The sequence below is a fragment of the uncultured Fibrobacter sp. genome, from assembly GCF_937877005.1.
GTDB lineage: Bacteria > Fibrobacterota > Fibrobacteria > Fibrobacterales > Fibrobacteraceae > Fibrobacter.
Genome location: NZ_CALEFV010000168.1, coordinates 1 through 22,597 on the forward strand (window position 1 = coordinate 1; position 22,597 = coordinate 22,597).

General features: G+C 49.1%; 23 protein-coding genes. 7 read left to right on the forward strand and 16 right to left on the reverse strand.

Translation table 11 applies throughout. From position 1 onward, the window contains the following. Positions 1 to 717, reverse strand: a 717-nt coding sequence (locus tag Q0628_RS08060) for a PDDEXK nuclease domain-containing protein (protein WP_298769899.1), incomplete at its 3' end; no start/stop codon positions are given. Positions 718 to 859: 142 nt separating this feature from the next. Beyond that, positions 860 to 1,492: a nitroreductase family protein gene (locus Q0628_RS08065; protein WP_072980559.1), complete on the reverse strand. Its 633-nt coding sequence runs from the start codon at positions 1,490 to 1,492 to the stop codon at positions 860 to 862. A 112-nt stretch (positions 1,493 to 1,604) separates the two neighbouring features. Between Q0628_RS08065 and Q0628_RS08070 the strand changes: the two genes are divergently transcribed. Further along, positions 1,605 to 1,790 (forward strand): hypothetical protein, encoded by a 186-nt coding sequence (locus Q0628_RS08070; RefSeq protein ID WP_298769905.1) that lies wholly within the window; start codon positions 1,605 to 1,607, stop codon positions 1,788 to 1,790. Positions 1,791 to 1,812: 22 nt separating this feature from the next. Here the strand turns inward: Q0628_RS08070 and Q0628_RS08075 are convergent, their stop codons facing one another. From Q0628_RS08075 to Q0628_RS08120, 10 genes are all read right to left on the reverse strand, one after another. Further along, a complete protein-coding gene (locus Q0628_RS08075; RefSeq protein WP_298769907.1) occupies positions 1,813 to 2,424 on the reverse strand; it encodes a hypothetical protein in 612 nt (203 codons plus the stop codon). Between the two features lie 8 nt (positions 2,425 to 2,432). Beyond that, positions 2,433 to 3,698 carry a nuclease-related domain-containing protein gene (locus tag Q0628_RS08080; protein ID WP_298769909.1) on the reverse strand — a complete coding sequence of 422 codons (1,266 nt, stop codon included), beginning with the start codon at positions 3,696 to 3,698 and terminating at the stop codon, positions 2,433 to 2,435. Positions 3,699 to 3,705: 7 nt separating this feature from the next. Continuing rightward, positions 3,706 to 4,392, reverse strand: a complete 687-nt coding sequence (locus Q0628_RS08085) for a hypothetical protein (protein WP_298769911.1) — start codon at positions 4,390 to 4,392, stop codon at positions 3,706 to 3,708. Positions 4,393 to 4,441: 49 nt separating this feature from the next. Then, on the reverse strand, positions 4,442 to 4,612 hold the full coding sequence (locus Q0628_RS08090; protein ID WP_298769913.1) for a hypothetical protein: 171 nt from the start codon (positions 4,610 to 4,612) through the stop codon (positions 4,442 to 4,444). Between the two features lie 7 nt (positions 4,613 to 4,619). After that, positions 4,620 to 5,528 (reverse strand): hypothetical protein, encoded by a 909-nt coding sequence (locus Q0628_RS08095; protein ID WP_298769915.1) that lies wholly within the window; start codon positions 5,526 to 5,528, stop codon positions 4,620 to 4,622. Between the two features lie 25 nt (positions 5,529 to 5,553). Continuing rightward, on the reverse strand, positions 5,554 to 6,426 hold the full coding sequence (locus tag Q0628_RS08100) for a DUF2971 domain-containing protein (RefSeq protein ID WP_298769917.1): 873 nt from the start codon (positions 6,424 to 6,426) through the stop codon (positions 5,554 to 5,556). 12 nt (positions 6,427 to 6,438) lie between these two features. Further along, complete coding sequence (locus Q0628_RS08105; RefSeq protein ID WP_298769919.1) at positions 6,439 to 7,707, reverse strand: restriction endonuclease subunit S; 1,269 nt, start codon at positions 7,705 to 7,707, stop codon at positions 6,439 to 6,441. Positions 7,708 to 7,779: 72 nt separating this feature from the next. Continuing rightward, a complete protein-coding gene (locus Q0628_RS08110) occupies positions 7,780 to 8,091 on the reverse strand; it encodes a hypothetical protein (protein WP_298769921.1) in 312 nt (103 codons plus the stop codon). Between the two features lie 87 nt (positions 8,092 to 8,178). Further along, a complete protein-coding gene (locus Q0628_RS08115; protein ID WP_290746349.1) occupies positions 8,179 to 9,828 on the reverse strand; it encodes a class I SAM-dependent DNA methyltransferase in 1,650 nt (549 codons plus the stop codon). Continuing rightward, positions 9,829 to 13,005: an HsdR family type I site-specific deoxyribonuclease gene (locus Q0628_RS08120; RefSeq protein ID WP_298769926.1), complete on the reverse strand. Its 3,177-nt coding sequence runs from the start codon at positions 13,003 to 13,005 to the stop codon at positions 9,829 to 9,831. Between the two features lie 209 nt (positions 13,006 to 13,214). Here Q0628_RS08120 and Q0628_RS08125 point away from each other — a divergent pair, with 209 nt between their 5' ends. The 3 genes from Q0628_RS08125 to Q0628_RS08135 all read left to right on the forward strand — a co-directional run bounded on the left by Q0628_RS08125 (position 13,215) and on the right by Q0628_RS08135 (position 15,229). Then, a complete protein-coding gene (locus Q0628_RS08125; protein WP_170861492.1) occupies positions 13,215 to 13,379 on the forward strand; it encodes a hypothetical protein in 165 nt (54 codons plus the stop codon). Between the two features lie 124 nt (positions 13,380 to 13,503). Further along, positions 13,504 to 13,923, forward strand: coding sequence for a type II toxin-antitoxin system HicB family antitoxin (locus Q0628_RS08130; RefSeq protein ID WP_294986287.1), 420 nt, complete (start codon positions 13,504 to 13,506; stop codon positions 13,921 to 13,923). 133 nt (positions 13,924 to 14,056) lie between these two features. Further along, the gene (locus tag Q0628_RS08135; RefSeq protein ID WP_298769932.1) at positions 14,057 to 15,229 is read left to right on the forward strand and encodes an SGNH/GDSL hydrolase family protein; all 1,173 of its coding nucleotides are present in this window, start codon (positions 14,057 to 14,059) and stop codon (positions 15,227 to 15,229) included. 15 nt (positions 15,230 to 15,244) lie between these two features. Here Q0628_RS08135 and Q0628_RS08140 read toward each other — a convergent pair whose 3' ends face one another. Next, positions 15,245 to 16,249, reverse strand: coding sequence for a hypothetical protein (locus Q0628_RS08140; RefSeq protein ID WP_298769934.1), 1,005 nt, complete (start codon positions 16,247 to 16,249; stop codon positions 15,245 to 15,247). A gap of 68 nt (positions 16,250 to 16,317) precedes the next feature. Between Q0628_RS08140 and murJ the strand changes: the two genes are divergently transcribed. Beyond that, on the forward strand, positions 16,318 to 17,910 hold the full coding sequence (gene murJ / locus Q0628_RS08145) for a murein biosynthesis integral membrane protein MurJ (protein WP_298769936.1): 1,593 nt from the start codon (positions 16,318 to 16,320) through the stop codon (positions 17,908 to 17,910). A gap of 48 nt (positions 17,911 to 17,958) precedes the next feature. On the opposite strand, the gene Q0628_RS08150 is transcribed toward murJ, so the two are convergent. Then, on the reverse strand, positions 17,959 to 19,347 hold the full coding sequence (locus Q0628_RS08150; protein WP_298769938.1) for a hypothetical protein: 1,389 nt from the start codon (positions 19,345 to 19,347) through the stop codon (positions 17,959 to 17,961). Positions 19,348 to 19,504: 157 nt separating this feature from the next. Here Q0628_RS08150 and Q0628_RS08155 point away from each other — a divergent pair, with 157 nt between their 5' ends. Next, the gene (locus tag Q0628_RS08155) at positions 19,505 to 19,822 is read left to right on the forward strand and encodes a hypothetical protein (RefSeq protein WP_298769940.1); all 318 of its coding nucleotides are present in this window, start codon (positions 19,505 to 19,507) and stop codon (positions 19,820 to 19,822) included. A 356-nt stretch (positions 19,823 to 20,178) separates the two neighbouring features. Beyond that, complete coding sequence (locus tag Q0628_RS08160) at positions 20,179 to 21,192, forward strand: hypothetical protein (protein WP_298769942.1); 1,014 nt, start codon at positions 20,179 to 20,181, stop codon at positions 21,190 to 21,192. Here the strand turns inward: Q0628_RS08160 and Q0628_RS08165 are convergent, their stop codons facing one another. Next, positions 21,193 to 21,918: a hypothetical protein gene (locus tag Q0628_RS08165; protein ID WP_298769944.1), complete on the reverse strand. Its 726-nt coding sequence runs from the start codon at positions 21,916 to 21,918 to the stop codon at positions 21,193 to 21,195. A gap of 3 nt (positions 21,919 to 21,921) precedes the next feature. Next, positions 21,922 to 22,554 (reverse strand): dTMP kinase, encoded by a 633-nt coding sequence (gene tmk / locus Q0628_RS08170; RefSeq protein WP_298769946.1) that lies wholly within the window; start codon positions 22,552 to 22,554, stop codon positions 21,922 to 21,924. Positions 22,555 to 22,597: the final 43 nt, after the last annotated feature.

Below are 22,597 nucleotides of genomic sequence, written 5' to 3' on the forward strand. Positions count from 1 at the left end.
AATAAAAGCGTACCCTTTTCCTAGCTCCATGATGAACCTCTGCAAATTGTTGATAATGCTCGTTTCTAATTCAGATTCAGAGAATGTCGTGTTTTGCGGAAAACCAAGGAATTCCGCAATAACAGGATTCTTGATAAACTCTAGCTTATCTTGCAAATGAGTTGTCTTTTCAATCATTTCGTTATGGACAAGCTCCTTGTGCTGAGATTTTAACATCCGGTGATAATACTGACTACTGATATTGCGCTGCAAAGTCCGAGTACTCCACACCTCGCGTGCAGCCTCTTGTTCGTACCACAAACGGGCGTTGACATCTTTTTCTTGTAGCAAAATGCTGTAATGAGTCCAACCCAATGCAACAGGTTTAGTAGGTATGAACTCCAATTGTTTCTGTCCAGATTTTCCAATCACTGATTGGAAAATTTGAGGATAGCCTGTAAAGAATTGCACGAACATATACAGATTGCTTTTGTTAAATCCTCGTCCATAACATTGAGTAAGTTTTTTACTCAATGCTGATATAACCAAATCGCCATATCCGGCACGTTTGTCCTTGAGCACCTCCTTTTGAATTCGCATTCCTAAAAGCCAGTTGCGCTTGATAAGGGTCTCGTTGACGGCATGGCGGGCAAACTTTTGCGCCTGCTCAATAATCGCGCAAGCGTCATTGATGAGTTGGGCGTTTGCGATAGGTGTTACCGGTTTCTCTTTAGACATAGCAGCTCCTTTGAAAAAAGAAAAACATTTGATAATCATCAAATGCCTTTCGGAGCCTACACTATTAGGAACCGCAGCTGAAATGTAGATAATATTAGGATGCTGGCAAGGGGCCTAACGAAATTTTACAGAGCGGTTCTAATCACTTCGCATAGCCCACAGGGTTGTTCAGCAGGGGCACCTGCGAGTCGGAAAGCTTGAGAAGTTTCTTGATGGCGGGAACGTCCATCGTCATGCGCGGGCGGGTCACCAGGCCCATGCCGGCACAGAACAAATTAATATTCTCGCTCACGATTCCCGCGTCGGTTCCCATCGTCACCTTCGCGCGGGCGTCGCTGCTGCCGAACTTGGTCTCGTCTGCAACGATGAGGATGCTCACCGGGGCCGCCTTCGCCCAATCCTGACGGTCGGCAACGAGCGCCCTGTGGTCACCCTTCGCCACCTGCTTCAGGGCGTTTTCCTTGTTCAGGTATTCCGAGACGCCCTTGCTCGTGAACACGAACACGCGGATTTCCTGGAAGTTGCGGGCAGTCGGCGACGTGAGCTTGCCATCGGCAGGGCGGTTCACGCCGATAGCCGCAAAAAGCAAATTCGAAAGATCCTGGTCGGAGAGCATCTTGTCGCTGAACTCCGTGCCGGAAGCCCTGTCCCAGAGCGCCTCCATGACAGGCTTGCCGCCAGTCTTTGCCGGAGCGGGGAGTTTTTGGAGCTGCGCCATGGCCAGCGTGCTGCAGATGAGCGTTGCCATAAGCGTGAGTGCAAAACGATTTTTCATGGGGTACTCCTTGAGGGGGGTGGCAGAAAGAAAAGTAGAATAAATTTCACAAGGCAAGCCATCCCTAACGCAAAAAGTGTATATTAGAATCTAGCTGTCAAGGAGACACGCAATGACTCAAAAACTCTGGAACAAATGCAAGAAGTGCGGCTGCGACAAGCCCGAAGACACCGAGAAACTTTGCGAGCAGTGCAAGGCAAAGCGCCGACAATTCTGGAGCGACCTCAAGAAAGTCGGCGGCGTAGCTGCAGGCGCGTTACTTGTGGTAATTGCCGGCGGGAAGATGAGGAAGAAATAAAAGACTGGCTTCAAATTCATTCTCAATCCACAACTACTTTTTTAGCCTTATTTTCACTAGACGATGCTCTAGTATCTTGCAGCATTTTCACCACATTATCCCGAAGCACCATCATCATCTTATTCATCATTTCATAATCCGCGTTGAAAAATTCATACGCATCCTTAATGATTCCGCACTTCTTTTTCAAGTCAGCATAGGCTTTTTGACAAGTTTCCGGAGTTGCAAGGTCATAGTCCCTTGCAACATAATGGACTAGGGTATTTCGCACATCAACAAAATTCTTGAACTTCGTTTTTGCGTGACGTAACCGCCCTTTCCACTCAATTTTATAATCGAACTTGAAAGCAAAAAGCCCTTGTTTTTCCGCATTTTCCAATTCTTTATTACAGCGAGGGGTGTAAATCGCCTCCAACATCTCCACACCAATTGGACCAAGCGGCGACTTATCACCTTTCTGTTTTTCTATCGCTTTTTTCAAAGACTCCAAAAGTTCTTGAGGAGTTTTGCCTGTCCATATCCCACCACAATGCTTGTGCATCCAACGCAATCGCAATTCGATAACATTGCACAGATAAACCGCTCGACCCAACAATTCAAAGACCTGTGATTGCGTAGATGTTTCTAACGACATAATCTCCCTCAATAGCAGCCTTCCAGTTTCTTTATTATCTCGCGCTGGGCCTTTTCGGAAAGGTGCTTTTTGCAGCGGATGGAGTCCAGTTCAAAGGAAAGGTCCTCGATTCGCCAGCACTTGGTTTCTTGGCTGTGCGGGTCTTGGGAATCCGCCGGCTTTTTGCGATACACCTTTATTTCGGGGTTCGCCCACACGACAATCGGCTCGACGAACGCATGTTCCTTGTTCCGGTTGAAATCGGGGTCAAGGAATTCCTTCAAGGCCGCGGCATTGCGCCTCGCCTGCTTAATCGGGTTGGAATCGTCAGCGACTTTCTCGTATCCGCCTTTCCGCTTCTCGTAGAAATCGGAGCCGGAATATTCAAAAGTCCCGGAACGGTTTTTCACCTCGATTGCGAACACGCCCCACGGCGAAATAAGGGCGATGTCGATATCTTCCTTGCGGCCGTTAAAATGCAGATTCCTGAAAATATGGCAACTGCCGTCCAGCGATTCCCTCAGGGCATCGACAACGTGGTCCTCGCCCTCGAACCCCTTTTTGAACGACGCAATCTTGGAATCGAGATAATTGATAATCTTGTCGAGAGGCCTTATAATTACAAAATAGCCTGCAACAAGCATGAGCACCGCGCCAACGCCGATAATCACCCAAGCAAGCCAATTCAAATCGGCAAGCGTCGAATAATCATACACGAAAAATGCCTTGTATGCATACCACAACAAGTATGCAATGCAGAGCCCCAAGGCAGCGCCAATCACGAGACCTTCCCTTATAAGGTAACGTTCCGTTTTGCGCAGCAGATACGAGCTCTTTGGAGAAGTCACCAACAGCGGGCCCTTGCCGTCCAGAATCTTCTGGCGCTCAACCTGATAATGGTAACCCAGCAGAATGACGCAAGCCGAGCGAATCTGGGCGCTCTGGGTTTCGCCCATGAGCGAATGCAGGCGGTTCCAATCCATGCAGCCGTTATGCCGGTACCACAGTTCCCGAATAGTCGCCCAACCGCCGTTATCCGCAACCTTGACAGCGACCGCCTCGTCAATATTCCTGGGGAGATTGCCGCCGTCGATATATTCGCGGATTTTGCGCTCCCTATCGACAAGGAGAACCTCGGCAGCCTTGCGGACCTGTTCGTTTTCTGCCTTGGCAGACGCCCGGCGGAGCATTTTGCAAGTCAGCTTGTCTTGGTCCAAAAGTTCGCCCATGGTCTGCTGGGAACCAGGCCAAATCATGCTACGCGCGCGAGGAATTGTAAGGAACGGGGAGGACATGGGAGGGTTAATCTTCATCCATTGTCAATAACTTCTTTTCCATTCGAACATTAGACAAATCATTTGGAAAAGACCGAATTAACAAAGATTCAAAATCTTTTATTGCAAATTTATCAACCTTATAAATGGATACATAATGTGCAATCTGCCATAAATAATATTGTTTTTTTTGAATATTTGTTCCTGCAAATCTATACAACTTTTGGCTTTTTCTAGGTCTATTATAAGCACTTTTCATTTCATCCCATAGTGTATTTTTCTTATTCTCTTCCGTTTTTCCAGCATATATAGCCTCTCCAAGCGAATCATAAAAAATGTATATACCCCCTCTCATATTTTTTATTTTGTTCTCTATATCACAGATTTCCTTCTTAGTTCTGCCTATAGACATTTCATACTTTTTCTCCTGCTTCGATAATCTGTATTCTAGGGGCAAAATTTCTGCTATCGGGGAATATGCATTTGATATAGCATGTTTTCTGACAGCAATAGCCAATTTTTTCATTAATTCCGCAACACTTTTGGGAGAATTTGTGCCACCAGTTCTCAAATTGTTAATTTTTGCTTCGGGAACATCTAAAAAATCGGCTAATTCTGCATTTGTTCCCTTGTTAAATGCAACTTTTATCGTATCAAGCATCTCTTTGATAACTTCTATTCGACCGGCTTTTTTGTAATCTTCCTTTGTTGGCATAGACACATCCTTTTTTCAACAAGTTAATACACATTGGCGATTCAAGCATTTATTCTGATTTATTTGAGCATTCAAAATTTCCTATGGGCACTCCGAAATTCCATGAGTCTTGAGAGATTCCATTATTTAAACGTAACACTTCTTTTTTTTCTTGAAGATTCAAAGATTCCATTAACTGTTCGTAATTCTTTTTTTCTTTTTCAACATCAATCATAGCCATAAGAATTCTACTGCCTAGTCAAGTATGTTGCGCCCGTTGAACTTTGTATTATTTTTGTCACGGGACTCTGATCAATCGTAATCACAAAAGCATGATGAACACTCAAAACAGATTCCTGTAAATTTTGATCATTTTCCAGTTCTATGATTGGCAAACCCAAATTCTTACAAAATTCAATATCAAAATGTCTTGAATGAGACTTGTTATTTGAATTTAATTGAGAAACAATTTGCTTAATTTTTTCCGTTTTTCCTGCAGAATTGTCAGAAGCAAACATATATTTATCAAGCCATTCTGTAACCAGAGATTCTGATAAGGATATTGAATCCACAACTGTATAAAAAAATGCAGCGGGATACCGGCTCAATTGTATTTCCCAATAAGTTTTAGATTGTGGATTTGCGTCTAAATTAGATTTCGCTTCTTGAAATTCTTGCATGATATTGTATGCTGGAACTCCACCAAATTGTGGGTCAAACGGCCCTAAACAAGAATGCTTGCCAAGGACAAGTTCATTTGCCGCACAAGCCAACATTGTCCCTGCAGACATCGCCATTTGCGGTACAATAACCCTAACATTATCAAATTTATTATGAAGGTATTTTACTATTCCCTCCGTTGCAGTAGGATTACCACCAGGAGTGTGCAAAATTAGATCAAGTCCTTTAGTGCAATCCATTCCATGAATTGCCTGCATAAAACCTGTCATATCACTATCATTAATATCTATATTCAAATTACGACCAGGCTTTAACCAACCAGAATAATAGGCAATAACATTTCGGCCTGTTTGAGTAGACATTTTTTCAATATACTTTCGGCGTAATCCGTCTATTGTCAACGGAGGTAATGCGTTGCCAGCATTATCATATTGCGGTTGACCAAGTTCATCTAATAATTTACCCCAAGATGGCATAATTTAACCCTTTTTTATAAATACACTAGTAAACAATTGAAATGTCCGAAGGAGACGCTTCAAAAGTTAATCCATTTAGTTTTAAAAACATATTGACAGACAATTTGCCATAATCAAATACGCTTTTGGGCAACGTGACACATTTAATATCAGCAGCAACATCATCTAATTTGAATTTAATATACGGCACCAACCCCTTATCCGATTCTTTAAATTCAAGATCTTTTTTTCTATGCACAACAATTCTCCATTCTTTTTCTTCATCCCAACATTTTTCCTTTACAAATAAAGCACTTATGAATACATCTTTCTTCAGCTCAAATAACCCATCCTTGCATAAACCAGAACCATCGTCGTTCAACTCTATCAAATCACAATATTCTTTTAATTTTTTACTAATCGTGTCAATTTTGCCGTATTCCACTTTTGCAAAGTAGCAACTATTCTCTAATCCTTTACATTTTTCTTTAATGCTTTCATAGTCAAAGCCCAAACATATACTTTTTTCTTTTTTTCCATAACCCCTCCATTGGCTTAATTTGTCTTTTTCTTCACTAAAACATACTACATAAAAACATTCTAATTCTTCTACTTTTTCTTTATTTTCTACAATATTTTTCATTGATTTTAGAAAAGCAATTGTTTCCTCTTTTCGATATGCGCCCCCATTTATGAGTTCTTCAATTTTTTCAGATGTCTTTGATAGACCATATTTAAATTCGTTTTCATCGTTCAAATATCGAAAATGAGTTGCCCACAATTCTTTATTTGAGACAATTCCCTTCATTGCGCCAACATCAGTATATTGATAAATTACTCCCCCCTCTATTTTTTCAGAAGGATTATTTTCTGCAAATGTATTAATTGCATTCTTAGCAGTGTCATGAAAACATGTCATAATGTGTCCTTTCTATTTGATGGTTACTTGGCCGTTCATTAGGAGCGGGAGGAGTTTGTCGCGGAGGGCGGTGAGGCGAGTGATTTCTTTCACCTTGTTAAATTGAACATCAAAGATAGAGGCAACCTTTTCTTCAAAGGCGGCAATCAACTTTTTCGGTGGATAAAGAATTGCGAACCGCCCCAATTCATCTTTTGAAACTTCTTTAAATGTGGTTCCGGTTCCCAGATTTTGGATTTGCGGAATATGTTGTTGAATTGTGTAATAAAGGTATTTAGAATCTGTCATATCATTAGGAACCATATTTTTGAATCCCTGATTTGTACACAAATCACATTGAGCGATAGACAGAAGCCCTATCGGAGCTCTGCTTGACATTACAACCGTTCCCTTTGGAACCATTGTCGTGCTGCAAGAATCATAGCCGGCTTGGGTTATGTTCCTTGCACCTTGATAAACGAATTTACAATTTTGATCAGACAAATCTTTGGGCGTTATCCAAACAATTTCACCGCCGTAATTTCCTTCTTCAGTCGTTGAAGGCGTTGAACCATTGAATATTTTGGCAATATCGCAAATTTGCTTTACTTCCCATCCGGCGGGGATTTCGCGTTTGAGTTGGTCGTTGTAGACCATTTTGCCGCCGGTGGTTTTGTAGGGGTGGCCGTTTTTGTCGGGGAAGTCGTATTGGACGAACCAGTAGTCGTATAGGCGTTTTGCCATTGCTTCGAGTTTCTGGTTCATCTTTTTGTTCAGGGCGATTTTGTCGTCTAATGCGGAAAGAACGGAGGCGATTTTCTTTTGCTCCGATAAAGGAGGAACAAATACTTTGCAAGCCTTAATTGCATCCGGCGATGTATGACGAATTTTTGTTTGCTGAGCAGCAGCACTGAGTTGTTCCTTTACGCATTTAGAAGGAATCAAATAATACGCAAAATCATGGTCAATCATTCCTTTTTTGCAAGTAACCTTTGCCACATCCTGGCTCTGAATATACTTACCGCTTTCAGGGATAATCGCCGTAGATCCAAGCAATCCAATAGCCTGTTCGGTCAACGGAGTAATAATATCACCCTTTTCCATTATAAATTCAGGCTTTATCTTTCCAACATAGTATAAATCGTCTTTTGATTTATTTTCCTTAAAAGAATTGTTCACATAGTCAAAGTTTCCACAAGTCAAGCGAATGTATTCGCCTTCTGTAGAATAGAACTCTCCTGGCAAACTCATGCCACGAGTCACTTCAATCAAATCACCTAATTTATACTCTTTCAATTCCATATTTGTTTTTCTCAAACCTTCACTTAGATTGCTTCGTCGCTATCGCTCCTCGCAATGACAATCTCTCGAATACTAATTTTTCCCACGAAGAATTCTTTCCGAACGTATCTTTCTGAACTCTTCTTCTATACGATCTTTCATAGTTCCTTCAATTATGGGGAATCGAGAATTACGAACTCTTCTTTCTGCTTCCTGCCAATCCCGTTGTTCTTGGCGTTCTTCGCTCTCACGCTTTTCTTCTGCTAATTTCTCTTTTTCTTCTCTTCTTTTTTCTGCTTTTTCCTCATATTCCAATTGCATTTTAGCAATATCTTTAGAAACTCTAATAGCCCTTATTGACACAATAAGAGACGCTAAACTAACGATAATTGCGACTATTTCCATAAAAAACCTTTCCTAGATCCTTCGACTTCGCACCAGGATGACACATGCTCTGTGGATCCTATCGCTGCGCTCCAGGATGACGCAGACCTAATTGAATTTCAAGTTGCTCAACTGTTTCTGGATTTCCTTCTCGAGTTTGTGGCTTTCGGCGAACATGGCGGCGAGTTCTTCGGTGTCGGCTTTCATCTGGGCGTTGAATTCGTCGGCGGTGATATCCACGTAGTCTATCTTGATGTCGAAATACTGGCCGGCGCTCAGGCTGTAGCCTTTTTCCTTGACTTCGCTGTAGGTCACGACTACGCTGAAGTCTTCGACAGCTTTGGCCTTGCGGAAGGTGGTCACGATTTTCTCGATTTCGTCATCTTCGAGGCGGACTTTCTTGAGACCGTTCGCGTCCTTGTATTCCTTGCCGAGTTTGCTTGCGTCAACGAGGGTGACTTTGTCGTTGTCGGTCTTTTTGCGGGTCTTGTCGAAGAAGAGCACGCTCACGTTGGTGCCGGTGTTCGCGAATACGTTGCTCGGCATGCTGACCACGCCATAGACGATGTGTTCGTCAACGATGCGTTCGAGGATTTTGTGTTCGATGCCGGATTTCGCGGTGATGAACCCGGTGGGGATAACGATGGCGCCCTTGCCGCCTGCCTTGATGCTGTTTACCACATGCTGGATAAAGCAGGTGTAGATGGCCATGCTCTCCTTTTTCTTGTTCGGGACTTTCGGCACGCCTGCCCAGAAGCGGGCATTCCATTTCTTCTCGATGTCGTCGCGGGTGTCGCTGAAGTCCATCTTGAAGGGCGGATTGCTCACCACGTAATCGAACTGCTTGAGGCTCTTGCCGTCGTCGCTCTTATGGTAGGGTTCCAAGAGGGTGTCGCCCTGCACGGCGTGATCGAGGCTCGAAACGAGGCCGTTCAGGAGCAGGTTCAGCTTGAGCATCTTGTTACTGCGCTGCGAGATGTCCTGCGCAAAGATGGTGCAGCGGTCTTCGCCAATCTGGTGGCTGAGCGCCATGAGCAATGTGCCTGTGCCTGCGCTGGGGTCGTAGCATTCTACGTTGTGCAGGTCGGCGTTGTCGCCCACCAAGAGGCGCGCCATGATTTTCGCGATGGCCTTGGGGGTGTAATATTCGGCGTACTTGCCGCCGCCTGCGGTGTTGTAGTCCTTGAGTAGGTATTCAAAGATGTCCGAGAAAAAGTCGTAGTGTTCGGCGAAGGCGTCTTCGAAGCTGAAGTTCACGAGTTTATCGACAAGGGCGCGGGCGAAGTTTGCACGCTGGGCATCGTCGGTCACGAAGATGGTGAGCTTTTCGAAGATGGGGATTTTCGTCTCTTGCGCGGTCTTGGTGTAGAATACGTCCAGGTTGTCCTTCGCGATGGCGACCATGGTCTCGTCAAAAATCACATCAAAGTCACCCTTGGCCTGTTTGTTCCAAAGGTTTGCAATCAGGTAGTCGGGCTTGAACACCGGGACTTCGGGCGGCAAGAAGAGGCTCACCTTTTCGCGGTCGGCCTTGGAGAGTTTCGCGTATTCCTCTTCCCACTTGTCAGATTTTTTGAGTGCCTTAAGGCAAGGGTCGTTAATTTTCTTGAGTTCAAAGCCGAACTTGTCGGCCATAAACTTGTACAGAAACACCTGGGTGATAATCTTGTATTCATTGCCGTCATTGCCCATGCCGTATGTTTGGCAAGTGGCCTTGAGAGAGTCGATAAGGGCAATGGTCTTGTCTTTGATGTTCATTTAATTTCCGTAGTAGGCGTTATACTGATTCATGTACTGCTTGGCGATGCGCTGCTGGATAAACAGGTAATCGGGCATTTCAGGCTTGATTTGCGGGAAGTGCGCGAGTCCATCCGCAATTTCTTTCATCACGGTCTTACCGAAGTAGGCGTCCTGCTTGAGGATGTCGTTGCGGTCAAAAATTTTCGCGTCAATCGTTCCCTTGATAGTCAAGAGAGCCTGCACAATTTCTTCGTCGAACTTCGAGATAATCGGCGCCTGGTGCTTGGGTTCACGGGCCTTGTTCTCTTCGCGAATGCGCTTATGGACATAGGCAAATTTCGTGTCGCCGTTGTACTTGCGCAAAAGGGCTTCGTTCGCCTTGCGGAGTTCTTCAAGGCGTTTCAGGATGTCGTTCATTGCCTGGTTCTGCTCGTTATAAACGGCAAGGTTTTCCGGGGTAAAGCCGTGCTTGTCAAAGATGCGCTTGAACTCCTGTTCCAATTCAACAAACACAGGGTCTTCGTGATCGAAGTTATCCAGGAATCCGCGGAGTGCGCGCTTGTATTTTTCACGCAGTTCCGTACCGTTATCGATGATTTTCAGTTCTTCAGTGCCAATGCAGCTAAAGTTGAACTCGATGTTCATCATGGCTTCGTTTACGGCAAACTGAGTCGCTTCGCTATTGGTCCACGCCTCCTTCTGGTTAATCATCGCAATGCGGTGATTCACTTCCGAAAGCATGAGCGGCAACTTTTCGATGTTCAGTTTTTCAAAGTCCTTTTTAAGGGCATCGTCACCGAAGGTGCGCACAAGGTTCATGGCATCTTTCGCGAGTTCCAACGCCTTGCGGAGTTCAATCAAAACCTTCTTGTCTTCAAGGCTAGAAATTTCTGTAGAGAAAACTTCCGCGTTTTCGGTAGTATAACTGAACAGAGCCTGACGAGCCACCTTCATGTGATTGATAAGGGCATCCTTGTCTTCCATGACTTGGTTGTACATGTCGGGCAAGTTATCGTCTGGGTCAGTATCTGCATCGTTGTAGCGGTTCAGTTCCTGCAAATACGCGGCATTGGTCTCGTCAAAATTCTTCTTGATGTCGGCAAAGTCAATCAAGAATCCGCGTTTCATATTCTTGTACGGGCGGTTTACGCGTGTAATCGCCTGCAGCAAATTATGATCTTCGATTTTGCGACCGAAATACAATCGCTTGAGGCGCGGTGCATCAAAGCCCGTCAGCAACATGTTGTAAACAATCAGAATATCAATCGTGTAGTTCTTCTTGAAATCGTTGATAATCTGCTTGCGGGTTTCCTTGTCGTCGCTATCGAAGAGAATCAGGCCCGCCTTCAAGTTGATTTTCTGGATGCGGTTTTCATTGAGTTCGTCCTGAATCTCGCTGAAGAACTTGTACAAGTTTCGAGCCTGTTCCGAAGATTCTGCAATAATCATGCCGCCAAGGTCGTTGTCGCCCTGCATGGCACGGAACTTCGCCAAATCGTTGATGATGTAGCGGAGCAACGCCTTCACGTATGTGGGGTGCCGAATAATCATGTCCTTCGAGACAGAACCCTTCTCCACTAGTTTCTGCACGCTTTCGTAAGCATCGTTCAGCTTTTTGCGGTAACTGGTTTCGATATCTTCGCGGATAATCTTTAGCGTGTAGCCGTCTTGAATGGAACGGTCGTAATAATACGTGTGGAAGTAATCGCCAAAGACCTTGCAGCTCGCCGTTTCGCTCCCGATGAGCGGCGTGCCGGTAAGTGCAATCTTGATGGCGTTCTTGTCGGCATTGAAGAGGTTCGAAAGGAAACATCCGCCCGGCTTGTAGCCGCGATGCGCTTCGTCCATAATGAACACGCGCTGCAAATTCGTGGCGTAATTCGGGAGTTCCACCTTCTCGGTATCGTTTTCAAATTTCTGGATGTTCACCACGGTAATTTCATCAACACCGGCGTTGCCCTGCAAAGCCTGCTGTGTGCGGAACTGCTCCATGAGTTCCGTGCGGGAATTTGCCGTTGTCACCTTGAGGCCGCGATTGCTCAATTCTTCGGTCGCCTGCTCTAGCAAATCCAGACGGTCCACAATAAAGTAGAATTTCGCGACCTTGTTCTGCTTAGCGTAATAGTCCTTGAGGACTTTGCTCAAGTGGTACGAAAGTGCCGTCTTGCCCGAACCCTGCGTATGCCACACAATGCCGGACTTTGCACCCGCTGCGAGTTTTTCACGGATAATCATGGCCGCAAAAAATTGCTGGTAACGCATGATGTGCTTTTCGTGGCGGCTCTCGATTTGACCATCCTTCTCTTTTTCGACATGCAGGTAAGCGATGCCGTACTTGAGCAAAAAGAGCAACCGCTCCGGGCTCACCATCGAAGTAAGCACGCGGTTCGTGGGCGTGTTGATGTCTAAATTCGTCTTGTATTCCGGATTCTCTTTCAAGACCGGAACATTGAAATCCATCAGGACTCTCTTTTCGAGATCCGCTGGAATCGGCAAATAAGGATAATTGGCGTGGAACGGCGCGATTGCCGCACGCTTGGGGTTCTCTTCCCTGAAGCAGTTGAAACGCGCTTCGCTTTTTGCCGCCGTGCAATAGAACACGCCTTCAATCGGGACAACACCGCCCTTGGCATCGTACTCCATGTTGTTGGAGAAAATCATCAACTGCGTGATGTTGATAAAGCGACGGAACTTTTTCTTCGGGAACCGCTCATCGTTCATCCGCTTGCTTTCGGCCACCATGCCGCCTACGTTGTTCGGCTTCTTGACCTCGATAAACACGAGCGGAAGTCCGTTAATGAACAACGTAATGTCGGGGCGAAAACTTTCATCGCCATTCTTGCAAGTGAATTCCGCCGTGCAATGGTAAGTGTTTTTTTCCGGATGTTCAAAATCAACTAGGCGAAGTGGAGAATAGCTGGTCAAGCGCTTGTAGAACTGCTGGCCCAAATCGTCGTCATCCAGTTCCTTCTGAATGTCCGAAAGAATACTCTGCGCAGAGACAGTCGCAGTCGGATTCAACTTCTTGAACTGCTCCGCAAAAATGTCCACAAGGATGTTCGTCTCTGGGTCGTAGGGAATCGCCGGCGTTGCGCCGGACTCTGAAATTTTTCCCAAATACGTATAGCCGATGCGAGCCAAATGCTGAATCGCAGTCAGTTGAACGCGCGTCGCTTCCGTAAAAAGACCTGGCATAAAAGCAATATCTGTGTATATAAAACGCTCTTCGAGAATATAAGTTTTTATGCTGTCAATAAAGTGACACGGCAAAAAAATTATTGCATTTTGAAGGCATTAAAAAAATCCAATTTCACCTCTTGACAAATAGTGCACAAAAGTGTAGTTTTAGATGGTCGTTTAAAACATCTGCGTTTATAAAGCTTGTACGCAGAAAGGAGCATAGAATGTACAGTACCGCCAACGGCACCGTCACCGACGCCCAAGCCGCCGAAATCGATTCTCTCAACAACGAAATCTGGAAAAACTTCTGGAGCATTCCCCGCGAAAAACGCACCAAAGCAGATTGGGAAAAGCTGCTCGACATTCAAATTTTGGTGAAAAAGGGGTGAAAATAGAGCTTTTGCGCCCTATTTTATAAATAAATATATTGACAAATAAATATATTGTATTTTAAATAATAAAATTTAAAGAAATCTGCGATTACGCAAAGAAAAGAGGCTGGGCTCCAAACCTATGAATTACGCAGCGAAAATTGAGAAAGACAAGGACATGGGTTTCGTGGTTTCGTTCCCCGATCTGCCCAACGTGAACGCGTTCGGCGACACGCAGGAGGAGGCCCTCAAGCAGGCGAAGGATGCCCTCGACGGCGCGATGGAATGCGACCTGGATCTCGGCAATACGATGATTCTCCCCAAGACAATGCCCGATTCCGACAAGGGGCTCTACCCGGTCGAACTTTCCCCGCGAATCGAGATTGCATATAAACTATTTGAAGCGCGCAGGGGTCAAAAGAAAAGCGATGTGGCGCGTCGCGCAAACATCACCCCGCAAGCGTACCAGCGTTTCGAGACTCCGAAGGGCTCGCCTTCCGTCGAAACGCTCTACAAGCTCGCGCACGCCCTCGGCAAGCAGCTCGTGGTCGAGTTCGTGTAATTTTTGTATCCTAGCACCAGAAAAGGTGGTATTGTGGATCGCGGATATACACCATCCGCGGGTAAAGGTAATCTCATGACGGTGCTCAAGGGCGAACAGGCGGCTGCCACCGCAAATTATCTATCTTTGGCACATGCCAGAGAAATTTTCGAAATGGGTTGCCTGCTGGGGAAACGCCACATCTATCACAGACCGCAAGGAAGCCACTTACGCCAAAGACTTGACGCTGCGATACCCGATCCGCGCATGCTTTTCGGGGAACAAGCTGCGGTTCCATTTTTCGAATCTCACCGGCACAGAACCCGTGACGATTTCCGAGGCGTATGTCGCGCATTCCGCGCAGTCCTCGTCGCATTCCGCGGCAACCTCCGCATACTCCCCGGTCGCCATTACGTTCCGCGGCAACACCTCTGGCACGATTCCCGCGGGCGAAGAAATCCTGAGTGACGAAATTCTGTTCGATGTAACCGCGGGCGAAACATTCGATGTGAGCCTGTACTTCGCGAATTTCACGCAGATGAACGCCGGCACGGCCATTACGGGCCCGCTTTCGGGCGGCAAGTACAGCTACGGCAACTTCGCAAAGTCCGCTAGCCTCCCCGACGACTTAACGCGCAAAACGAACTGGATTTACTTCCTGAACACCATCGACATTTTCACCGAAGAAAAGAACTTCGCATTGGTGTGTTTCGGCGATTCTATCACGGCGCAGGACTGGCCCGATTACCTCACGCTCCGTTGTGCCCGCGAAGGTTTCAACAATATCGCCATCATCCGCCGTGCGGTAAGCGGCACACGAATCCTCCGCGAATACAGCTGCATCACCTACGCGGCCTACGGTCTCAAAGGCGCCACACGATTCCCCATCGAGATGAATGTGGCTGGCGCCCGCACCGTCATTATCCAGCACGGTATCAACGACATCATCCACCCTGTCGGTGTGGAAGTCAACAAGTTCCGCCCCTGGAGCGACATGCCCACGGCCGACGATCTCATCAACGGAGTCCGCACGCTCTACATTACGCACGCGCGCAAGCTCGGTCTCAAGATTTACAGCGGCACGCTGCTCCCCATTTACGGCTGGCGCACCTACAACGAAAACCGCGACATCATCCGCATGGCGTTCAACGAATGGCTCCGCACCGCCCCCGACTTTGACGGCTGCGTAGACTTTGACAAGGCGGTGCGCGGTCACGACAATCCGAAGGCGTTCAGCAGCGGATTCGATTCCGGCGACCACTTGCATCCGAGCGCCAAGGCTTATGAAGCCATGGCCGAATGCGTCCCCGAAGAACTACTGAAGTAATTTTGAAAATTTTGGCTAGTAGTTGATTGCTACGTAGAAGCTGCCCGCACCGAAGCGACGGTCAAACGCATCGAAACCATCCCACAGGGCATCCCAGGCGAGGCCAATTTCGAGTTGCGTCGCGGAATTGCGGAAGAAGATGAGGCCGAGTTCCGCACCGCCGGCAAGACCGATGGCAAAGCCTTCCTCGTCGTCGACATAGTGGTCGTCCACCTGGATGCCAAGGCCCAGGCCAGCGCCAATGAACGGCGTGATGGTACCTGTACTCGGGAAGAAGCGTCCGCCGATCAGGAAGGTTTCATGCCACTGCCATGCCTCACCGAACGAGATGTTCATGTTGTTCACGATAGTAATGGCAGCCTTCGGAATCACCTCGAAAATGCGGGCGTAATGGAACACGAACGCCTGTTCCCAGGAAAGGTCTGTATCGCGTTCCTTGTGGCATGCTGACTTGCCTTCACCCAGGTCGTCGCAGCGTTTTTCCTTGAAGTCGTAGTTGTGCCACAGGGCGGCGCCCAGACCGTAGCTCACGTAATTGCGGGTCGGACGCTTGTGCGCAAAGTTGTCGTTCGGGTCTTCCCCGCTGCTGCTATCATCGACATAGACCACTACCTGGGCGGGACGTTCCTGCCTCGTCGCCGTCGTGGCGTATTCGTCATCGGAAGCGGAATTGTCGGAAAGGCTTGCGAGCGCAGCGCTCACGGCACCTTCGATTGCCACATCCAGATCGTCGATGGAGCCAGCCTTCTGCTTGCCGGAACCTGCTACCGAACCGTTTTCGATACGTTCGCAGACCACCACGATGGAAGAACCCATCGTCATGACATTGGTGCGAAGCTGGACATCGGCACCGGATTCCACGGGAGTGTTGCCCGTGCTACCCACGGCTGCGCGAACGAGCGACTGAACCATGTCAGGTGCTTCCGGAGAAAACTCCGCACCCGTGGGGGCAAGAACCTGGACATTTGCGGCAAACGAGATTGCCGCCATCGAAAGGATAGCAGAGAAAAACTTTTTCATGTTCGTAAAGATAATAAAAGAATTGCTAAATTCCCAGTCACCAAGTATCGCCTACTGCCTACAGAACTATGAACAAAGCCGCCATTATCGTTGCCGTTTCAATGCTCCTGAGCCGCGTGCTCGGCATCTTCCGCGAAATGCTACTCGCCCACGCCGCGGGTGTTTCGCTCGAAAAGAACGCTCTCGATCTCGCCTTCATGATTCCGGACATACTGAATCACGTGGTGAGTACCGGTTTTCTGTCGATCATCTTTATCCCGATCTTTACGGGCTACAAGGTGGCAGGTGACGAAAAGGGCGGCTGGAAATTTTTCAGCAACGTGCTAAACACCTTCGGCATAGCGCTCCTGATTCTTGTGGTGCCTGCGTTCATCTGGATGAAGGAACTCCTGCAGCTCCTCACCGTCGATGGAGCCACGCCGGAACTGATCGAGCGCGCCGCCTACTACGGCCGCATCATATTGCCCGGCCAGGTGTTCATCTTTGTCGGCAGCATCCTCGTGGCCGTGCAGCACACCCGCAAGCAGTTCCTGATTCCATCGCTCACGGGACTCATCTACAATGTCGCCATTGTCGGCGGCGGAGCGGCCGGGCTTGCGCTCGGTCATTACACCGGCACGGACTACGGTCTCGAAGGCTTTGCCTGGGGCGTGCCGGTAGGCGCCTTCATCGGTTTCTTCGCCCTGCAGATTCTCGGCGCCCGGCGTGGCGGAGTCCACTACGAACTGCTCGTTCAACCGAAGCACCCCGATATCATTCGCTACTTCAAGATGATGCTCCCGATGTCGCTCGGGGTAGGTTCCATGTTCGGCCTCGAATTCATCATCCGCAGCTTCGGCGCAAACTTCGGTACCGGCGGCATCTCGAGCCTCAACTACGCCTACCGCGTCATGTACACACTGGTGGCTGTCTTCGGATTCTCGGTATCGGTCACGAGCTATCCCGACATGGCGCACCTCGTCAAGGAAGGCGACTTCGAACAGCTTAACCGCAAAATCTGGAAAAGCCTATCGCGCATGTTCTGTATCCTCATCCCGGCTGTAGTCGCCGTGTGGGCACTCAGCTTCCCCGCCGTGCGCATCCTCTTCGAACGCGGAGCCTTCCAGCGGGAAACCACGGAAGCCATTTCGGAAATTCTCCGCTGGTACCTGCCCGTGAGCCTAGGACTCTGCCTGCAGGCCGTACTCGTCCGCAGTTTCTACGCCTGCGAACGCATGTGGACTCCTACGCTACTGAACACGGGTATCTTTGCAGCGACCATTCCGGCCTACGTCATTCTCGGCGCTCCCGAGATTGGGCTCGGCATCAAGAGCGTGCCTATCGTCGGTGCTACGGGCGCCCTGCTGCAAGTCGTCGCGATGATCTTCATGTGGGCTAAACGTAACGGCACAGACGGCATGAAGGATGCCCTGCTGAACATGGCGCGCGCCCTCGCGGCATTCATCATCATGATCCTTGCCGCCGTAGGACTGGACCGCGTATCGGGAGATTTCGTGCGACATGCGAGTCTTCCCGTGCTCATCGTCTACGCCTGCGCCTCGGGAATATTCCTATTCACGCTCACGCTGATCATACAGCGCTACCTGGGTAGCAAGGATGCGAAGGACATACTGAACGAGCTGCTCGGAAAGGTGCTGCGCAAGCTGCATCTCGCTCACTAGCCGCTATTACCGGGCGCTGACTCTGCGCCCTTCCAGAATATAACAGGATTACTTGACCGAGACCACGGTCTTGAACAGGCCACTTCCACTGCGGATAGCCACGTAGTAGCGCCCCGCGGCAAGCCCATTCACCACAGCCGATGAATTCCGCGCATCCAGACGGCTATCCCAGACGACATGTCCCGTCGCATCAAGGACCGTCATCCGCGACATTTCCGCCACGCCGGACACAGCTACGGCACGACCGCTCACTTCCACCTGCGGCACCGCAAAACGCACTCCGCGCAAAGGCTGCAGGACATTCAGCGAATCATTTCCAGTGCTATCCGGATTCACCACCGCAGAATCTCCCGCATTGGGATCACTAGCCGCATACAGAGGAACCAGGGCTTCCGCCCACAGACGATGCATCGCCTGACCTCCTCTAGTATCCGCATTCGGATGAACACCGTCGCTCGCTAGCATCTCCGGATGCTCCTTGAAAAAGCTAAAAAAGTCGGGACCCGCGGGTAGCGCATTGTCCTTGGCAAGCTTGTCCACCGCATCGAGAAACTTCTGGTTGACCTGCCAACCCGCCCTCGCCGAATCCGTCGCGATAATCCGGGCAATGACTGGCGTAATGCCGTGCGACTTGGCCGAATCGATGATCGTCTGCATGTTGCTCACGTAGGTAGAAAGATTCCAGTCTCCACCGCCCCAGGCATCGTTCGTTCCCATCTCTATGGCCCAGAACTTCACGTTGCCCGCATACCGCAGATAATCGTCAATGTGCTGCACGACTTCGGTGCTGTTGATGCACCCGATGCCACCGCGCATCATGGCCGGGGTGTATTCCGGAAAGCGCGCATGGATCAGCTGGGCCGTCGTGGAATCGGTATCCTGCTGCTTGATGCCCATCTGGCTAATGCTCGTTCCCATAAAGAACCAGGTATCGGTGCCGCCACGGCTCATGTCGAACGCCTCGATTTCCAGCAACTGTCCCACCTCGCCCGAACTTACAAACTTGAACCAGGACTTTCCCGCGAAATCGATTTCCACACCGCGCGCCATGACCGGGTTATCCTCGATGCTTGCCGCCTCCACCCAATCGCCGTCAATGCCATTCGTGGAATTGGACGATGTCATGATCTTGAAATTCGCAAGGGCAATACCGCTGTGGCTACAGCCGGTCGTATAATTGGTGGCCCATGCGCAGTCGCCGTACGACTCCCAGTTTACGCGCAACCGGACCGGCCCCTCGCCCACATTCAGGGCAATTTCCCTTTCGCTGCTACTTTTCCAGTTGGTCAGGTACCCGTCGGTCAGATAATCCGTCGTCGAGGTACCCGTATAGGCCCTGAGCCCGCCAGAAACGAGCCTGTTCGGGACTATGGCACACGCCATGTCCGTCATGAATAGCACCGCACATAAAACGGTCAAGCGATTCATATTCACCATAAACACTCCATACAAGCAAACAACAATTGCAATATAACTACTGCATCCCTAAAAATAGAAACGACAAGCCCTCCACGCATCTGAAAATCCCTTTACATGTGGACATCCGTGGACAACCCTCTTGCGCCCTATCCTTCGTATATATATATTTGACTCCATGAATGAAGACGAATTAGAACCACCTTTGAATGAAGATGAACTGGAAGAACTCATGCAGGCGGACTTTATAGCCAACGCCCAGAGCGATATCGATGATGTAATGTCCGGCCGCATCAAGTCTCCCGAGCACCTGGAAGCGGTAACCACGCTACTCGACAAGCTTTGCGACCTGTCGGCCAATGCCGATGAATTTTCCGCATCGAGCGAAGAGGACATGTACGGTTTCATTAATTCCAAAAGCATCGAAGAGCTGAATGCCATTTTCAAAAAGCTCGACGACTTTCAGGAATGGTTTAACGCTACCTTCAAAGCCTAGTCAGCTCATTTGGGGAGCACTTATTTGATAATCCATAAAAAAGACCTGCCCAGGGATAGGCAGGTCTGGTGTGACAACTACACCTAAGGAGTACAATTTGGCGGGGCCTAATTGAGCCCCAAAAGCCGCGCCAAATATAGCTTTGCAAAGATTCATTGTCAACAAGCTATCGCGATTTTGTACAAAATAATTACTCTTTTTTTCTTACGATAAGGTCACTAAAAAATACATCCCATATACAGCGAAAAAAAGCAATCGGACTCCGCATTCATCGACGCGGCAAACAGCCGGCGACACTGCGAAAAAGCATAAAATGCTATATTGTGCATTGCAAATACAAACCGACGGGAGAAAAGATGCCCTCTGAAAATGCAATCATAGAACGCGCCGAAACATACTTACGCAAGCTTTCCTGCGGAGTAAATCCGCTCACCGACGAAATCCTGCCCGAAGGCGACGCCTGTCGACAGGAACGCATCAGCAAGTGCCTAGCCTATGTGGCCTCGCTCCTGCAGCAGCAACTAAATCATGACCAGGTGGCCACCATAAATGTTCAGCCACGCAAGCAAGTCGCACCCAAAGCCGCGAAGCCAGCCATGCAGGAACTCTCGCTCGAAACCGAAGCGCTCGCGCGCTACCGTTTCTTCGACTACCCCGTCTCCATTTCGCGCGTGGTCCGCAACATCAACGAACTGCTTCCGAAAGACGTCAATATGAACCACCTGCTCTATGCCGACGTGGCGAACTTCCTGGTGCAGGAAGGAATCCTCTCGAGACAGGTCACCGAGAACGGAACCGAGGCAAACCTGCCCACCGCTCTCGGCGAGTCGTACGGATTCGAAAAGGGAGAATCCGAGCTCCGCGGACACCACAACATCTATACGCAATGCTGGCAAAAGGCTCAGCAATATATTCTGGACAACATCCAGAAATGCATCGCCATCGCGAACGAACGCTTCGCGAACCGCAAGAGCAGAGAAGAGTCCGAACTTTCAGAAAAAAACTCGCGCAGGGGCAAGGCTAAATTCCACCTGACAGCCGAACAGCTCAAGGAATACCCCGAAGACGAAACCCCGATTCCGGTAAGCGAGATGGCCAGGCGCCTAAACATGCTTGTCGGCCCCGAAATGGAACATGTCTACTACAAGGTCATCCGCGACTGGTACGCCTCCGAGAACTACCTCGAATTCAAGATGGGCGACGACGGCAAGTCGGCATTCCTGCCTACCGAAAAGGGATCGCTCGCAGGTCTCATGGTGGAATCGCGCACGGGCAAGCTCGGCGAACTCTACGATGTCGTGATGTACGATGCCAAGGCACAGCGGCTGTACCTCGACCACCTTGCAGGCGAGATGCCCGAACAGGCCTAATTAATTTTCACTAGACTTTTCGTAAGAAGCCGCTTGTACCTTACTTGCGGCTTTTTCGATTTCGCGTTCGCGCAAAACCTGGTCCACCTTTTTGCGGAGCTCGTCGTCCTTGGTAATCTCAAAGAGTTCGTGTTCTTCCTTGACAAAGATCGAAAGCACCTTCATGTAGCTGATTGCGGCGCCCATCGTCAGTACAATGCTGATGAAGAGAGAGGGCATCGTCTGCGACACGATTGAAAAGATGAAACTCAGGAGCATTCCCGCTACATAGACGTAAAGTAGATTCATAGGTACCGCAGGCGCATAGGTCGAAGCATCGCCCCTGCGGCGCAGGGCCAGTTCCTCTTCGGTGTGGCGAATCAGATTGCGGATTACGAAAAAATGCAGGATAAAACCGACATAGGGAAGCATGCTCAAAATCAAGGCAATCCACGGAGAAATCACGGTGGGTCTGCAATGGCGCAGGTTGGACTGCGAACGGAACAGCCACAGGAGCCAGAAAGTTCCCTGAATGCAAAGGGACACCGTGAGCAAGAAGCAGACGAGACCGAACATAAAAAGCATAAGGAGCATGCCGCCTGTTAGCGAATCTGCCTGGGGCTGCGACTCCAGGACACCCATGAAACGGACGAGACATGCGAAACCTATTATCGCAAAAACCGCGATGACGATACTAATCTTGGTCCAGAGAACCGTGCGCAAGCCGCGCGCCAAATTATTTTGCATAAACTAATCCAGCCTTGACTTGATAAGTTTGTATAAATCGGCAGAAACCTCGTCGGGGGAGCGGTCGGCGTCTATCGCCACGACGCAGTCGGGGTAGTCGCGGGCCGCGGCCAGGTAACCGTTGCGGACACGCTCGAAGAAGTCGGCCTTTTCCTGCTCCAGCCTGTCTGGCGCCTCGCCGCGCGTCGCCGTGCGCGCGCGGCTGCACTCGACCGAAAGGTCGAGCACCACCGTAAGCTCAGGAAAGCAGCCGTCACAGGTGATTTCGGTGAGGCGCTGCACCAGCTCCGTACCGAGACCGCGAGCGAATCCCTGGTAGGCAAAGGTGCTCCACGCGAAACGATCCGCAATCACCACCTTTCCCGCGTCGAGTGCCGGCTGAATGACCTCGGCAATCACCTGGGCGCGGGCGGCATTGTACAGGAGCAGCTCCGTCTTGTCGCCCATGATTCCCTTGAAGGCGGGGTCCAGAAGAATGCCGCGAACCTGTTCGGAAATTTTCGCACCACCCGGCTCGCGCAGTTTTACCACGGAATAGCCTTCCGCCTCGAGAGCGGAAGCAAGCTTCTCGATATGGGTCGACTTGCCCGATCCGTCGATACCTTCAAGACAAAAGAAACGCTTTGCGGTTTTCATATGCAGTGGTCAAAAACGAGATATGAAATGTGGAGTGACAAAT

Excerpts from the sequence above, each read along its gene's own strand:
- Q0628_RS08150 (WP_298769938.1), bottom strand. The coding sequence starts at position 19,347 with ATGGTGAATATGAATCGCTTGACCGTTTTATGTGCGGTGCTATTCATG.
- Q0628_RS08065 (WP_072980559.1), bottom strand. The coding sequence starts at position 1,492 with ATGAAAAATCGTTTTGCACTCACGCTTATGGCAACGCTCATCTGCAGC.
- tmk (WP_298769946.1), bottom strand. The coding sequence starts at position 22,554 with ATGAAAACCGCAAAGCGTTTCTTTTGTCTTGAAGGTATCGACGGATCG.
- Q0628_RS08080 (WP_298769909.1), bottom strand. The coding sequence starts at position 3,698 with ATGTCCTCCCCGTTCCTTACAATTCCTCGCGCGCGTAGCATGATTTGG.
- Q0628_RS08090 (WP_298769913.1), bottom strand. The coding sequence starts at position 4,612 with ATGGCTATGATTGATGTTGAAAAAGAAAAAAAGAATTACGAACAGTTA.
- Q0628_RS08120 (WP_298769926.1), bottom strand. The coding sequence starts at position 13,005 with ATGCCAGGTCTTTTTACGGAAGCGACGCGCGTTCAACTGACTGCGATT.
- Q0628_RS08115 (WP_290746349.1), bottom strand. The coding sequence starts at position 9,828 with ATGAACATCAAAGACAAGACCATTGCCCTTATCGACTCTCTCAAGGCC.
- Q0628_RS08075 (WP_298769907.1), bottom strand. The coding sequence starts at position 2,424 with ATGTCGTTAGAAACATCTACGCAATCACAGGTCTTTGAATTGTTGGGT.
- Q0628_RS08140 (WP_298769934.1), bottom strand. The coding sequence starts at position 16,249 with ATGAAAAAGTTTTTCTCTGCTATCCTTTCGATGGCGGCAATCTCGTTT.
- Q0628_RS08105 (WP_298769919.1), bottom strand. The coding sequence starts at position 7,707 with ATGGAATTGAAAGAGTATAAATTAGGTGATTTGATTGAAGTGACTCGT.
- Q0628_RS08095 (WP_298769915.1), bottom strand. The coding sequence starts at position 5,528 with ATGCCATCTTGGGGTAAATTATTAGATGAACTTGGTCAACCGCAATAT.
- Q0628_RS08155 (WP_298769940.1), top strand. The coding sequence starts at position 19,505 with ATGAATGAAGACGAATTAGAACCACCTTTGAATGAAGATGAACTGGAA.
- Q0628_RS08160 (WP_298769942.1), top strand. The coding sequence starts at position 20,179 with ATGCCCTCTGAAAATGCAATCATAGAACGCGCCGAAACATACTTACGC.
- murJ (WP_298769936.1), top strand. The coding sequence starts at position 16,318 with ATGAACAAAGCCGCCATTATCGTTGCCGTTTCAATGCTCCTGAGCCGC.
- Q0628_RS08135 (WP_298769932.1), top strand. The coding sequence starts at position 14,057 with ATGCCAGAGAAATTTTCGAAATGGGTTGCCTGCTGGGGAAACGCCACA.
- Q0628_RS08070 (WP_298769905.1), top strand. The coding sequence starts at position 1,605 with ATGACTCAAAAACTCTGGAACAAATGCAAGAAGTGCGGCTGCGACAAG.
- Q0628_RS08100 (WP_298769917.1), bottom strand. The coding sequence starts at position 6,426 with ATGACATGTTTTCATGACACTGCTAAGAATGCAATTAATACATTTGCA.
- Q0628_RS08130 (WP_294986287.1), top strand. The coding sequence starts at position 13,504 with ATGAATTACGCAGCGAAAATTGAGAAAGACAAGGACATGGGTTTCGTG.
- Q0628_RS08165 (WP_298769944.1), bottom strand. The coding sequence starts at position 21,918 with ATGCAAAATAATTTGGCGCGCGGCTTGCGCACGGTTCTCTGGACCAAG.
- Q0628_RS08125 (WP_170861492.1), top strand. The coding sequence starts at position 13,215 with ATGTACAGTACCGCCAACGGCACCGTCACCGACGCCCAAGCCGCCGAA.
- Q0628_RS08110 (WP_298769921.1), bottom strand. The coding sequence starts at position 8,091 with ATGGAAATAGTCGCAATTATCGTTAGTTTAGCGTCTCTTATTGTGTCA.
- Q0628_RS08085 (WP_298769911.1), bottom strand. The coding sequence starts at position 4,392 with ATGCCAACAAAGGAAGATTACAAAAAAGCCGGTCGAATAGAAGTTATC.